The organism is Bacillus salipaludis (genome assembly GCF_030938565.1).
Classification (GTDB): Bacteria; Bacillota; Bacilli; order Bacillales; family Cytobacillaceae; genus Neobacillus; species Neobacillus salipaludis_A.
Window position 1 is genome coordinate 913,788 of sequence record NZ_JAVGVR010000001.1, and the last position, 13,791, is coordinate 927,578.

General features: G+C 41.2%; 12 protein-coding genes and 1 riboswitch. Of the genes, 11 read left to right on the plus strand and 1 reads right to left on the minus strand.

The window, feature by feature from the left end:
* The first annotated feature begins 218 nt into the window (after positions 1-218).
* From mglB to RCG21_RS04495, 8 genes are all read left to right on the plus strand, one after another.
* Positions 219-1,277 (plus strand): galactose/glucose ABC transporter substrate-binding protein MglB, encoded by a 1,059-nt coding sequence (mglB, locus tag RCG21_RS04460; protein WP_308912897.1) that lies wholly within the window; start codon positions 219-221, stop codon positions 1,275-1,277.
* Positions 1,278-1,536: 259 nt separating this feature from the next.
* Positions 1,537-3,042 carry a galactose/methyl galactoside ABC transporter ATP-binding protein MglA gene (gene mglA, locus RCG21_RS04465; RefSeq protein ID WP_308912898.1) on the plus strand — a complete coding sequence of 502 codons (1,506 nt, stop codon included), beginning with the start codon at positions 1,537-1,539 and terminating at the stop codon, positions 3,040-3,042.
* 12 nt (positions 3,043-3,054) lie between these two features.
* The gene (gene mglC / locus RCG21_RS04470) at positions 3,055-4,077 is read left to right on the plus strand and encodes a galactose/methyl galactoside ABC transporter permease MglC (RefSeq protein ID WP_133338139.1); all 1,023 of its coding nucleotides are present in this window, start codon (positions 3,055-3,057) and stop codon (positions 4,075-4,077) included.
* Positions 4,078-4,308: 231 nt separating this feature from the next.
* On the plus strand, positions 4,309-4,698 hold the full coding sequence (locus RCG21_RS04475) for a GntR family transcriptional regulator (RefSeq protein ID WP_133338141.1): 390 nt from the start codon (positions 4,309-4,311) through the stop codon (positions 4,696-4,698).
* Complete coding sequence (locus RCG21_RS04480; RefSeq protein WP_133338143.1) at positions 4,691-5,590, plus strand: ABC transporter ATP-binding protein; 900 nt, start codon at positions 4,691-4,693, stop codon at positions 5,588-5,590. Before RCG21_RS04475 ends, RCG21_RS04480 begins: the two co-directional genes overlap by 8 nt.
* Positions 5,565-7,538: a DUF6449 domain-containing protein gene (locus tag RCG21_RS04485; protein WP_308912899.1), complete on the plus strand. Its 1,974-nt coding sequence runs from the start codon at positions 5,565-5,567 to the stop codon at positions 7,536-7,538. The genes RCG21_RS04480 and RCG21_RS04485 overlap by 26 nt, the downstream gene beginning before the upstream one ends.
* Before the next feature lie 31 nt (positions 7,539-7,569).
* Complete coding sequence (locus RCG21_RS04490) at positions 7,570-7,815, plus strand: RNA polymerase sigma factor (RefSeq protein ID WP_308912900.1); 246 nt, start codon at positions 7,570-7,572, stop codon at positions 7,813-7,815.
* Positions 7,806-8,090, plus strand: a complete 285-nt coding sequence (locus RCG21_RS04495; RefSeq protein WP_308912901.1) for an RNA polymerase sigma factor — start codon at positions 7,806-7,808, stop codon at positions 8,088-8,090. Before RCG21_RS04490 ends, RCG21_RS04495 begins: the two co-directional genes overlap by 10 nt.
* A gap of 51 nt (positions 8,091-8,141) precedes the next feature.
* Here the strand turns inward: RCG21_RS04495 and RCG21_RS04500 are convergent, their stop codons facing one another.
* The gene (locus RCG21_RS04500; protein WP_308912902.1) at positions 8,142-8,957 is read right to left on the minus strand and encodes a phosphotransferase family protein; all 816 of its coding nucleotides are present in this window, start codon (positions 8,955-8,957) and stop codon (positions 8,142-8,144) included.
* Positions 8,958-9,079: 122 nt separating this feature from the next.
* A riboswitch (cobalamin riboswitch) is annotated at positions 9,080-9,279 on the plus strand.
* Positions 9,280-9,420: 141 nt separating this feature from the next.
* On the opposite strand from RCG21_RS04500, the gene RCG21_RS04505 reads away from it, so the two are divergent.
* The 3 genes from RCG21_RS04505 (at position 9,421) to RCG21_RS04515 (ending at position 13,724) form a co-directional block, all read left to right on the plus strand.
* Positions 9,421-11,688, plus strand: coding sequence for a ribonucleoside-diphosphate reductase subunit alpha (locus tag RCG21_RS04505; protein ID WP_133338151.1), 2,268 nt, complete (start codon positions 9,421-9,423; stop codon positions 11,686-11,688).
* Positions 11,689-12,197: 509 nt separating this feature from the next.
* Positions 12,198-13,244 carry a ribonucleotide-diphosphate reductase subunit beta gene (locus RCG21_RS04510; RefSeq protein WP_133338152.1) on the plus strand — a complete coding sequence of 349 codons (1,047 nt, stop codon included), beginning with the start codon at positions 12,198-12,200 and terminating at the stop codon, positions 13,242-13,244.
* A 12-nt stretch (positions 13,245-13,256) separates the two neighbouring features.
* Positions 13,257-13,724 (plus strand): flavodoxin domain-containing protein, encoded by a 468-nt coding sequence (locus RCG21_RS04515; protein WP_133338154.1) that lies wholly within the window; start codon positions 13,257-13,259, stop codon positions 13,722-13,724.
* Positions 13,725-13,791: the final 67 nt, after the last annotated feature.

Genomic DNA, 13,791 nt, shown 5'->3' on the forward strand with positions numbered 1-13,791 from the left:
TTTAAAACAAAGTTGATTGGAGCGGAAATCAACAGCTAAGTGTAACAGAGTATTTTTTTGGAGAAATTCTCGAAAAACAAAATAGTCTAGATAATCACAAATTAGTGCTATTGTTTTGAACTATTTGAAAAATAAGCTCCATGCTACCATGAATGTAAGGGTTTACATCAAATGCTGAAACTGGTTCCAATAACTTTATCATAAAGGAGATTGATTCGATGTTTAATAAGAAAAAAGGCCTCATCCTCTCATTATCGGTTGCTTCTAGTATTCTTTTAGCTACGGGCTGCAGCAGCTCAACCTCTGGAGATTCTGCAAGCGGCAAGGGCAGCGACCTTCCGGCTGTTGGCGCTACGATTTATAAGTTTGACGATAACTTCATGTCCTATGTACGCCGTTCAATGGAAGACTCGGCAAAAGGCAATGTGAAATTAATGTTGAATGACTCTCAAAATGACCAATCCAAACAAATTGAACAAGTGGATACGTTGATTGCAAAAGGCGCAAAATCACTGGCTATTAATCTAGTCGATCCAAAAGCGGCTCAAACGATTATCGATAAAGCGAAACCGAAAAACATCCCTGTTATCTTCTTTAACAAAGAGCCGGATGCTGCTGTATTGAAAGGCTATGACAAAGCTTACTATGTTGGTACAACTTCATCTGAATCTGGTGTCCTTCAAGGTGAATTAATTGCTAAGGCTTGGGAAGCAAACAAAGATAAATGGGACAAAAACCATGATGGCAAACTCCAATACGTTTTATTAAAAGGTGAGCCAGGGCACCCGGACGCAGAGGCACGTACAAAATATGCGGTGGATACGATCAAAGAAAAAGGCATTCAGGTAGAACAGTTAGCATTAGATACCGCAATGTGGGATGCTACAAAAGCGACAGAGAAAATGGATGCTTGGTTAGCAAAATACAGCGACAAAATTGAATTTGTTATTGCTAACAACGACGGCATGGCCTTAGGTGCGATTGCTTCTCTCGAAAAAGCAGGATATTTCACTGGCGGCAAATTCATGCCGGTTGTAGGGGTTGACGCCATTCCGGAAGCACTTGAAATGATTGAAAAAGGCAAAATGGTTGGAACCATCTTGAATGATGCGAAAAACCAAGGGAAGGCTACGATTGACTTAGCTGCAAATGCTGCAAAAGGCAAGGATGTTTTAGACGGAACTCAGTGGAAGCTGGACGATGCAAAGGCAGTTCGTGTACCTTACGTGCAAATCACTAAGGATAACATCCAAGAAGGTAAAGACGCTTATAAATAAAAAAAGCGGAAGCGCCTTGACCAAGGGCGCTGCAGCTAGACAATAAAAAAGCAGAAGCGATTTTGTTTAGTTTCATAGAGGCAGCGCCTTAGTCCAGCACCTTGAGCTGATCACAAGGGGCATGGCGCTCCTCGAACGAAGGAAAAGATCATGCTTTTCCTTCGTTCGGGGTTAGGCTTCCATCGTTAGTGAAGCTGGACACTTTTTCACCCTAATATATTCCTGATCGAAGTTTCACTTTACGCGAGGAGGTTCGCTCATGTCAGAATCAAGTACTACTAATCTACTTGAAATGCTTAATATAACAAAAAAATTCCCAGGGGTTATGGCGCTGCAAAATGTTTCCTTAAAAGTAAAAGCGGGATCCGTTCATGCCTTGATGGGCGAAAATGGTGCTGGAAAGTCGACGTTGATGAAATGCCTATTTGGGATTTATTCCATGGACGAAGGCAAGATTGCTTTTAACGGAAAAGAAGTAGCGTTTGCGAATTCCAAGCAAGCCCTCGAAAACGGAGTTTCCATGGTCCACCAAGAGCTCAATCAAGTCCGTCAGCAAAATATCATGGATAATATCTGGCTCGGCCGCTATCCGAAAAAAGGTATTTTCATTGATGAGAAAAAAATGTATGACGATACTGTCGCTATTTTTAAAAGTCTTGATATTAATCTTGATCCGCGCAGCAAGGTAAGTACCTTATCTGTTTCGGAAATGCAAATGGTGGAAATAGCAAAAGCGGTCTCCTATCATTCTAAGATCATTGTAATGGATGAACCAACATCATCCCTGACAGAGAATGAAGTAAATCATTTGTTTAAAATCATTAAGAAACTGCAAAGTGAAAATGTAGCGATCATTTATATTTCACACAAAATGGAAGAGATTTTAAAAATTTCTGATGAAGTAACGATCATGCGAGATGGACAGTACATCGCAACAAAGAGTGCGCAGGACTTAACCACCGACGAAATAATTAAGCTGATGGTTGGACGAGATCTTTCACAGCGCTTCCCTACAAAAATCAATCAGCCAGGGGAAGTCATCCTAAAGGTGTCCGATTTAACAGCGGAAGCAGAAGGTTCTTTTTCGAATGTGGATTTTGAACTTCGTAAAGGCGAAATCTTAGGAATTGCCGGTTTAGTGGGTTCGAAACGAACAGAAGTGGTGGAATCGTTATTTGGAATGAGATCACTAAAATCCGGGGCGATTGAAGTGAATGGCAAAGTGGTCCAAAATCCTACCCCGCAGCATGCCATCAAAAATGGTTTTGCCCTTGTTACCGAAGAAAGAAGGACAACGGGAATCTATCCAGAGCTGAGTATCAGTTTTAACTCTATCATTTCGAATCTGAAGCAATATAAGACAAATGGATTGTTCTTATCTGATAAAAGGGTTTTTGATGATACCAAATGGGTGATTGACTCGATGAAAGTAAAGACACCTTCGCAAAAGACCTCCATTGGTAGTTTATCTGGCGGAAATCAGCAGAAGGTTATCATTGGCCGCTGGTTGTTAACCAAACCCAATATTCTATTATTGGATGAACCAACACGGGGGATTGACGTAGGGGCGAAGTTCGAAATCTATCAATTAATCAACCAATTAGCCGCTGAAGGAAAAGGAATCATAATGATTTCATCTGAAATGCCTGAGCTTTTAGGGACTACTGATCGCATTTTAGTCATGAGTAATGGAAGAGCAGCTGGAATCGTGGAAACGGCCACAACGTCGCAAGAAGAAATCATGCGATTAGCAGCTTTGTATTAGGAGGAGATGCAAATGAATAATCAAGTTTCACAAAAAACTACTGTCTCTAAATGGCTCTTTAATAATGTAATCTATGTGTTTTTAATTCTATTAGTCGTGGGAATTGTCATTGCTTCTCCAGACTTTTTATCCGTTACGAACTTAATCAATATTTTAAGTCAATCATCTTCTCGGATCATTATTGCCCTTGGGATGGCTGGGATTTTGATTACTGCGGGTACAGACTTGTCGGCTGGACGGATGGTCGGACTTGCGGCAGTTGTGTCTGCATCTCTTTTACAGGCATCTGACTATGCTTATAAAATGTATCCTCATCTTCATGAATTGCCGCTTTTTGTACCAATTTTAATTGCAATGGCCATCACGGGACTTATTGGAGTGCTAAATGGTGTGATTGTTTCTAAATTCCATGTTCCTCCGTTCATTGCCACATTAGGGATGATGATTGGAGTTTACGGAATCACTTCCATCTATTTCGACCGCCCTCCGTACGGGGCGCAGCCAATCGGTGGATTAAGTCAAAAATTTACGACTTTCGCTCAGCGGGGAATTCCTATTGGACAATACGAGATTCCTTATCTAGTGCTTTATGCGATTATTGTTACGGCTATCATTTGGGTAGTTTGGAATAAAACGACACTTGGTAAAAACATGTACGCAATCGGTGGGAATCCAGAAGCTGCAAAGGTATCTGGGGTAAACGTTGCGAGAAATATTATTATTATCTATATGATAGCAGGTATTTTGTACGGTTTCTCTGGAACGCTTGAAGCGGGCCGTGTCGGCAGTGCCACCAACAATACTGGTAATATGTATGAGCTGGATGCAATCGCAGCCTGCGTTGTCGGCGGGGTATCTTTATCTGGCGGTATCGGAACTGTACCTGGCGTGATCACCGGGGTACTGATTTTCCAAATCATCAACTATGGCCTAGCCTTCCTTGGCGTAAGCCCATACATCCAATTCATCGTCAAAGGCGCCATCATCATCGTCGCAGTAGCCTTTGACATGCGCAAACACGCAAAGAAAAAATAAGGCGATGCCTAAGACGGTGCCTGACACCGTTCGTGGACTTTTACCTTGATTTGTCCACGTGTGACGGACGCTTCTGAATCGAATACTAAATTGATCACAAAGTCTGGTTCTTGGTTGAGAGCTGGGCTTTTTTAATTTTTTTTCGAATCCCCCTTTTCTTTTGGTAGTAGATGGAATATAATACAACTGTATTGCGAATAATAGTACACTTAGTACAGATGGGGGGTCTTTATGTTTGAGCTTGATATTCGAAGCCGTAAGCCCATTTATGAACAGCTTGTCGACAAAATGAAGGAATTGATTATGAATGAGGTGGTCAAAGCGGATGAGCAGCTGCCTTCGGTCCGGGCGCTTGCCACTGAACTATCCATCAATCCCAATACCATCCAGAAGGCTTATAGGGAACTTGAGACCCAAGGATTTATCTACTCCATAAAAGGCAAAGGCAGCTTTGTCAGTCCGAACAACCAGGTGAAGGACAATGAGAAAATCACTGAGGTTAAAAAGGAGCTAGAGAAGCTAATTATAGAGGCACTATACCTGGGAATCCAAGCTAGAGAAATCATCGAATTAATCGAAGATTTAGACGCTTCAAAAGGGGGAGGCGAAAGCAATGATTGAAATGAACAATGTCAGCAAAACATTTGATTGCTTTAAAGCTGTAGACCAAGTAAATCTTTCCATCCAAAAAGGATCGATTTACGGATTAATCGGTTCTAATGGGGCAGGGAAAACAACCTTAATCAAGCTGCTTGCTGGTATTTACCGCCAAGAGTCAGGCGAAATCACGGTGGAGGGTCAACCAGTATTTGAAAACATCAGCCTGAAACAGAAGGTTTTTTACATACCAGATCAGCCGTATTTTTTATCCCATTATACAACCAAGCAAATGGCCCGTTTTTATAAAAACATCTATCCAACCTGGAGTGAGGAGCGTTTTCATAAACTGGCTGAGCTGTTTGAAGTCAACCTATCGAAAAAAATCCACACGTTTTCAAAAGGCTGGCAAAGACAAATTGCTTTCATCCTTGCTCTTTCTTCAAATCCTGAAATTCTTATTCTAGATGAACCAATGGATGGACTGGATCCAGTTGTGAGGAAAAAAGTGAAGAATCTGCTCATCAATGATGTGGCGGAACGGGAAATGACGATTCTTATTTCATCTCATAATCTCCGTGAGATTGAGGATATTTGCGATCATATTGGCATCATCCATAAGGGAAAGCTCATCATACAAAAAGAACTGGATGATTTAAAAGCCAATGTTCAAAAAGTTCAGGTTGCGTATAAGGATGGACTTCCAAAACATTTGCTGAAAAATTTGGACCTACTCCATCAAGAAAAACGGGGCAGTATCTACTTGTTCATTATTAGAGGCGACGAGGATCAAATTGCAAAACAAATCCGCCAGACGAATCCGGTCATTTTTGACTTGCTGCCGCTCACTCTCGAAGAAATCTTTATTTACGAAATGGGGGATATCGGCTATGCCATCAAAAATGTCATTGTTTAATAGAGAACTAATCATGCAGATTGGCAGGGGTACGGGCTGGATTTCCATCGTTTATTTTTTTGGACTGTTGTTTGCGCTGCCACTGCAGCTGATCATGAGGTATTCTTCGGAAGAAAATAGAGCCTTTTACACGAAGCCTGAAAACCTTTTTCAATTTTATTATGATATTCAAATTACCTTAATGATTACAGTTCCTGTTTTGCTGGCGGTGTTTTTATTCCGTTTTTTACATGTAAAACAGGCTTCAGACCTGATGCATAGTATTCCGCTTAAAAGGGATAAAATTTTCCATCACTATGCGCTCACGGGAATCATCCTTTTGGTTTTACCGGTTGCGATTACAACGATTTTGCTATTAATCATTCGGATCAACCTTGATATTACGGCGATTTATAGCAAAACCGATATTTTTATTTGGGCAGGAACCACGATTTTATTTGACCTGCTGTTTTTTATAGCTGGTGTGTTTATTGCAATGATGACTGGATTATCGGTAGTTCAGGCTGTGTTAACCTATATTTTTGTCCTGTTTCCAGTGGGAATAACAATATTGGTTTGCTCTAATTTAAAAATATTATTATATGGTTTTCCAAGCGATTATCTTTTGAATAGGGACTTGGAAAAGATGTCACCGATTACGACGGCGATCACCCTTAATAATGCCGATTTAAAATGGGAGTATGTTGTTATTTATTTGCTTTTATCGGTGGTCCTTTATGGCCTTTCATTGTTTTTTTATAAAAAAAGAAAATTGGAAACAGTTACCGAAGCAATTGCGATTGTCCGTTTACGTTCAGTTTTTAAATATGGTGTGACGATTTGCGTCATGTTCCTTGGCGGAGTGTATTTCAGTGAAGTACAAAATGCTAACACCGGCTGGATTATCTTTGGATATGTGATTGGAGCAGTAATCGGCTATTTTATTGCGGAAATGGTTCTGCAAAAAACATGGCGCGTTTTCAGCCTTAGACGATTAAAGGGTTTGGTTGTATTTTCAGCCATATCGGCAGTGCTAATCCTAGGTGTTAAGACACTAGGAGTTTATGAAAAACGGGTACCGAACCAAACGGAAATCCAAAACGTTTTAATTACGGATAACCCATATCTTTTCATGAGTCAATATTCATCAACTGAAAAATTTCGGGTACCTGAACCATTGAAAGAAGAAGCAAATATTGAGTCGGTGCGAAAGCTCCATAAGCAAATTATTGCGAATGAGAAGCTAAATAAGGGGCATATTTCTGAACAGACCCAGGATTTATTTTTACGATATAAATTGAAAAACGGAAGATATGTAACTCGAGAATACAGGGTGGATAAGCGTCTTTACGCGGATCTATTCAAAACAATTAACGATTCGAAAGAATATAAACTTGCGACGAACGAGATTTTTAAAATCAATGTGAATCAAATCAGATCGATTCGTATTAGTACGAATGGGCCGGTTGGCAAAGAAGCCGCTTTTGCTGATCCAATTGAAATAAAAGAGGCTATTTCGATCTTAAAGTCCGATATTTTAGCAGAATCCTATGAGGACAATCTTTATTACCAGGATCGGGGTTCTGGGATTGAAGTGGATATGGGAAAAAACAGAAATATCTATTTCACTTTGAGACCGTCCTTTGTTAATTTTACAGAGTGGTTAACGAAAAAGAAACAGCTGGAAAGGGTGACAATTACGAACAAGGATATTTCAAAAATCCTGGTCGTAAAGAAGGATTACTCTCATGCATTCGAAACAGAGGAACCGATTGAACAGCTGGAAAAGGATAATAATTCACTAAAAAGTACAAATAAGCAAGAAATTGAACTTGCGCTGCAAAGAGCGGGGAGTCATCCTCAAAAAGATTATACTGTTGTTTTTTACTATAAGAAGGGTAACTATAAAGAGGTTTTATTTTTCGATGAAGCACATGCGCCGGATTTTGTAAAAGAACATTTCAAATAATGGTGTTTTTTCTCATAAAGGAGGTGGAGTCATGGGCTCCATTGATTTTAATCAAATATTTAGAGAATATTCACAGCGCCTACACTATATTGCTTATTCCTACGCCAAGGATCGATTTCTCGCGGAGGATATCGTTCAGGAAGCCTTATTGAAAGCCTATAAGAAACTGGATACAGTAGAAGATTCAAATAAATTGGGTGCCTGGTTGTCCGCCATTACAGCCAGGACCGCGATTGATTTTTTACGAATGGAAAAAGAAAAAACTGGATGCTCGTAGACCCTGCGATCATAGAACCGATCATCGGACTGGAACGGTCCGGGGAAAATCTCGAAGAAGAGGTTGGAGTCCGTCTTTTTAAGGAAGAGGTAAACGAGACGATGGGGTGTCTATCAAAGGAATTTCAGGAGGTGCTGATCCTGAAAATCCATTATGGTTTAAAAGAAAATGAGATTGCCAGTCTGTTAAATCTTAAAATAGCAACTGTTAAGACCCGTCTGTATCGGGCTCGAAAACAACTGAAGCATGTATACACTGAAAAAGTATCAGCTTGATCTGTGGAAACCTGATCCTGCCACTCTTATTAGGAGGGCAGGATCGTTTTTTTAATGAGAAAAATATTTTTTTAGAAGATTACGAGTTTCCTCGAGTAATACCGCTTTTTCATCCGGGTGAACCCCCTCTATTAACCGGGCAGCCATGACTGGAATTGTCCATTTTTCTAGTTCTTCCATGTTCAGCGATTGCTGTTTCCCGTATTCCTCAAGATAATAGGTACAAAATCTGTTTCGAACTCGCTTGAGTGAAGCTCTTACAAAAGCTGGCATGTTTTTTGGCAAATAGGCATGTTTTAAAATGATATAAGTTCGCGCAATATCTCCTATAGGGTTGCCGCAGGTTGCAGTCATCCAATCAATTACTTTAACTTGATTCTCGGAGACGAGTAAATTGTCGGGGTGAAAGTCGCCATGGCAGACTTGATTACCTTCAGGTAGTTCTTGCAAAAAATCACAAATAGTGTGCTTTTCTTCAGTGGTTAATAAATCGGTGTATTGAATATTTCTGGTGAGGTGAGCCGTTTGTTTCGGAAGGGATGCGCCATCTTTTTCATGAATTTGCTGGTGTAATTGTGAAAAAAGTTTTGCCTTGTCCCGTATTGCAAAGGGATTCCTTGTAAGCTGTTTTGTCAGACTATTGCCATTAACTTTTTCATAGATAATTGCCTTCGTACCATCTATTTCTGTTTTCCCTTTTACAAGAGGGGAAGGCAGCTTTAAACCTTGAATCAGCAGATTAGATTGATATTCTTCATCTACTAGACTTTCTGGAATCCGCTGATCAAAAAGTTTGATGACCTCATTTTCTCCCCATTCATACACTTCCGCTGTGTTTCCACGCCCAATCAATTTTCCTAGTGTCATGGATTATCACCTATTTTTTTAGATAAATATTACCAATATATAGAAGTGAAAACAATTAAACTTGAAAAAATAAATCTATTACTATATATTGATTTTAGTGAGAAATAAAACATCTACATATTGTGTTAGCCTTGAATTAGGATGCCATACGGCTTAAAAGGGAATCTGGTGAGAATCCAGAGCTGCCCCCGCAACTGTAAATGCAGACGAAATGAGCGATGACCACTGTATAAGTTTCTTGTGAAAATAGGTGCTTATACGGGAAGGGCTCAAAGTAGGGAGAAGCATGAGTCAGGAGACCTGTCCTAATTTGAGATGTTTCACTTCCTCGGGGATTGGGAGCTGGAACGGTGGCAAATTAGGTCAAGGAAGAAAGTCGTGCCTTGAATCCTCATTTCTGTTGTCGTTTCATCTGCTCGAATCCGCCCCGAGCGGATTTTTTTATTTTAGGAGGAGTTTTTAAATGATCACGAAAGAATACGTTTCCGAGGTAATCCAGCAGGCGGCGGAGCAATATAGTCTTGATACTGCAGAACTGGTTCAAAAAATACAAGATGCAACAGAAAAAGAACAAACTCAGCAAGCTCTTATGTACGCACTCAACCGGATTGCGATGGATCAGCCCAATTGGACGTTTGTCGCTGCACGATTATATTTACAGGAATTATATATGGAGGCTGCACGCAACCGTGGTTATTCACAGGTGGAGCATTATGGTGATTTTTATCAGTTGATTATGTCTTTAACGGATAAAGGAATCTATTCTAGTGAATTATTGGATTCCTATGGGCGGGAAGAAATCGAGAAGCTGGGTAAAGAAATCAAGCCTGAACGTGATCACCTGTTTAACTACATAGGATTATTTTTATTGGCAGATCGTTATCTGGCCAAGGATCATGAGCGAAATTTATACGAGCTTCCACAGGAGAGATTCATGGTAATTGCGATGACCTTGATGCAAAAAGAGCAGCCTCACCGCCGAATGGCCTTGGTTAGAGAGGCCTACTGGGCCATGAGCAATCTTTATATGACCGTGGCTACACCGACCTTATCTAACGCGGGGAAAAGCTTCGGTCAGTTGTCGTCCTGTTTTATTGATACTGTCGATGACTCGCTGGATGGGATTTATTTAAACAATTGGGACAGTGCCAGATTAAGTAAGGATGGCGGTGGAATCGGCATTTACTTTGGTAAGGTGCGCGCCCTTGGCTCCGATATTAAAGGATTTAAAGGCAATTCTTCAGGTGTTGTCCCGTGGATCCGGCTGATCAATGATACAGCGGTCAGCGTTGATCAGTTAGGTCAAAGGCAGGGGGCTATTGCGGTTTATCTGGATATTTTTCATAAGGATATGATGAATGGATTCCTGGATTTAAAAACAAACAATGGTGATGAACGGCGCAAAGCCCATGATATTTTTACAGGAGTCTCGATTCCGGATTTATTTATGAAAAAACTTGAAGAAGCAGACGAGAATGGTAGAAGTATTGGACAGTGGTGCACGTTCTGTCCACATCAAGTGAAGCAGATAATGGGCTGGAAGGACGAGTTTGGCCAGCCTCTTGGCTTGGAGGATTTTTACGATGAGGAGGACAAGCTTTATTTTACCGAAAAATATGAGGAAGCTGTCCGGAATCCGCTTCTTCCGCGTAAAACTTATCGGGCAATGGAAATTATGGCCCGGATTATGGTCTCGCAGCTGGAAACCGGGACTCCCTATATGTTCTATCGAGATGAGGTGAACAGGCAAAATCCAAATAAACACTTATTAGGGGCGGGGCGGACTTCTATTTATTGCAGTAACTTGTGTACGGAAATTGCGCAAAACATGTCTGCTTCCACCGTTGTTAAAGAGCATGTTGATGAGGATGGAAATATTGTTATTGTCCGCAGACCTGGGGATTTCGTTGTTTGTAATCTATCGTCTATTAATTTGGCAAAGGCGGTTCCGGCAGGTGTATTAGAGCGGCTGATCCCAATTCAGGTGCGGATGTTGGATAATGTGATTGATTTAAATACGATTGCGGTCGGACAGGCACAGGTAACGAACCAAAAATATCGTGGCATTGGGCTCGGGACCTTTGGGTGGCATCATTTGCTTGCCTTGAAAAAAATTCATTGGGAATCGGAGGATGCGGTCGGGGCAGCTGATGAGCTGTACGAGGAAATAGCTTATTATACGATTCGTTCTTCGGTTGAGCTTGCTCGGGAAAAAGGGGCATACAACAAGTTTGAGGGTTCGGAATGGCAGACTGGGGTATATTTTGAACGTAAAAAGTATCGCTCGGACCGCTGGCTTTCATTGAAGCAGGAGGTTTCGAGGTTCGGGGTTCGCAATGGCTGGTTAATGGCAGTTGCTCCGAATTCTTCGACGGCTAAAATTGGCGGATCCACGGATGGAATTGATCCAATTTATTCTGTAGAGTACGCGGAGGAAAAGAAAAACTTTAAGTTCAAGGTAACGGCTCCAGATTTGGATCATGTGACGTATGAGTATTTCCGCCGGGCCCGCCATGATTTAGATCAGGTCTGGAGTATTAAGCAAAACGCTGCCCGCCAACGCCACGTTGACCAAGCGATCAGTTTTAATCTGTATGTTCGTCATGATATTAAGGCACGGGAGTTACTAAATCTTCATCTGGAGGCATGGAAGCAGGGGCTGAAAACTACTTACTATATCCGGAGTACGTCTCAGGCGGAGATTGAGGAGTGTGAAGCGTGTCATAGCTAGGGGAAATACACTTTTGCATGGAGTAAGGACAGACTAAGAAAGCCGCCGAATCGACATGTATAAAAAAGATTTTAAAAGACAGAATTGGCATGAAATCCAAGTGAAATGTCCTTCAAAAGCCGAATGAAGGACAAAATTAGCGTAGGGCCGAATGGAAATGTCCTTCAAAAGCCGAATGAAGGACAAAATTAGCGGAGAGCCGAATGGAAATGTCCTTCAAAAGCCGAATGAAGGACAAAACTAGCGGAGAGCCGAATGGAAATGTTCTTCAAAAGCCAAATGAAGGACAAAATTAGCGGAGAGCCGAATGGAAATGTCCTTCAAAAGCCGAATGAAGGACAAAACTAGCGGAGAGCCGAATGGAAATGTTCTTCAAAAGCCAAATGAAGGACAAAATTAGCGGAGAGCCGAATGGAAATGTCCTTCAAAAACTAAATGTCCTTCAAACAACTCTTGAATTACAAAACTAACTAAATGACCCAATATAATTATTGAAGGAGGCCATCAAAATGAACATCCATCTACCATTAAAAAAAATAAAACTACTAAACCCGGAATATCCAAATAAATCAACCGGAGTCATCAACGGGAAATCCTCCGGTCTACTGAACTGGAATGACATTGCATACCCGCAAATGTATGACCTCTATCAAACCTTGCTTTCAAACTTCTGGAAAGCTCAGGAGATTAATATGCAGGATGACCTGAAGCAATGGGAATTCCTTTCACCGGTGGAACAGGATGTTTTTCTAAGGATTAACACCCAACTAGCCTCCTTAGACAGCCTGCAAACACCGACGATGAGCCAGGTCATGGACTATGTATCGGACTCAAGCTTTAAGGCAATTTTTGCCGTGATTTCACAGCAGGAGGCAGTACATACTGAATCCTATTCCTATATTTTGAGCTCACTAGTACCGTTAAGTGAACAAAACAATCGGTTTGACCAAGCAAAAAATGATCCGATTGTCCGGAAAAGAAATCAATTAATTTTAGAATCATATGAGAACTTCCGACAAAACCCTACACCATTAAACGTATTTAAACTAGCGGTAAATTCTATTAATCTAGAAGGAATCTATTTTTATGCCGGGTTTGCCTTTTTCTATCATCTTGCCCGCCAGCAAAAAATGCTCAAAACGAGCACGATGATCAGCTATATCCAGCGGGATGAAATGCAGCATGCTTATTTTATCGCGCAGTTTATTCGTATTCTTTTAAGTGAGAATCCGGAGCTGAATACAGAGGAAAATGTGGAGTATATCTACCAAACGATAGACCGGGCAGTGGAGCTTGAAAAAGAATGGGCCGGATTTATCTTAGAGGATATCGAAGGAATTGATTTGAAGGAATTCAGTGGCTATGTTGAATATTTGGCGAACAAACGCCTGCGGCAGCTGGGATTACAAAATCTTTACCCAGATCGTGAAAACCCAATGCCGTGGATTCATGTATTTAGCGATGAAATGATCAATGATACGAAGTCGGATTTCTTTGAGCAAAAATCCAGAACTTATTCCAAGGTGACACAATCGAATGGGTTTGATGAACTGTAGGAGGAGACGGGAATGAAGTTAGCCATCGTTTATACCTCGATTACAGGGAATACGAAAGAACTCGCAACTATTTTAGGAGGATTAATCAAGGGCTATGACATAGATACACAGTTGTTTACGATTGAGGAGTTTCCTTTATGGCAAATAAGTCAATTTGATGGAGTGGTGGTCGGAACCTATACATGGGGAAACGGGGAAATACCCGAAGAGATACTGCCTTTGTTTAGGGCATTTGAGACACAGGAGACGGATACAATCGTAACCGGGGTTTTCGGCACAGGAGATCAATTCTACCCCCACTATTGCGGGGCTGTCGATAAGTTCCGGGACATGCTTTATGTCCAGAGCGAATTAGCGGTTACCTTGAAGGTGGAATTAACACCACAGCTGCAGGACCTAAAACGGTGCCGAAAGTTTGCCGAACTACTGCTGAGGCGGTTGCGACAAAACTGTCCATCTGGAATGGATAAAATAAGCTAAATGTCCACGAGCGGTGCCTGTCACCTATGTAAATGGTGACAGGCATTACGTTTTATTTTGAAAATAA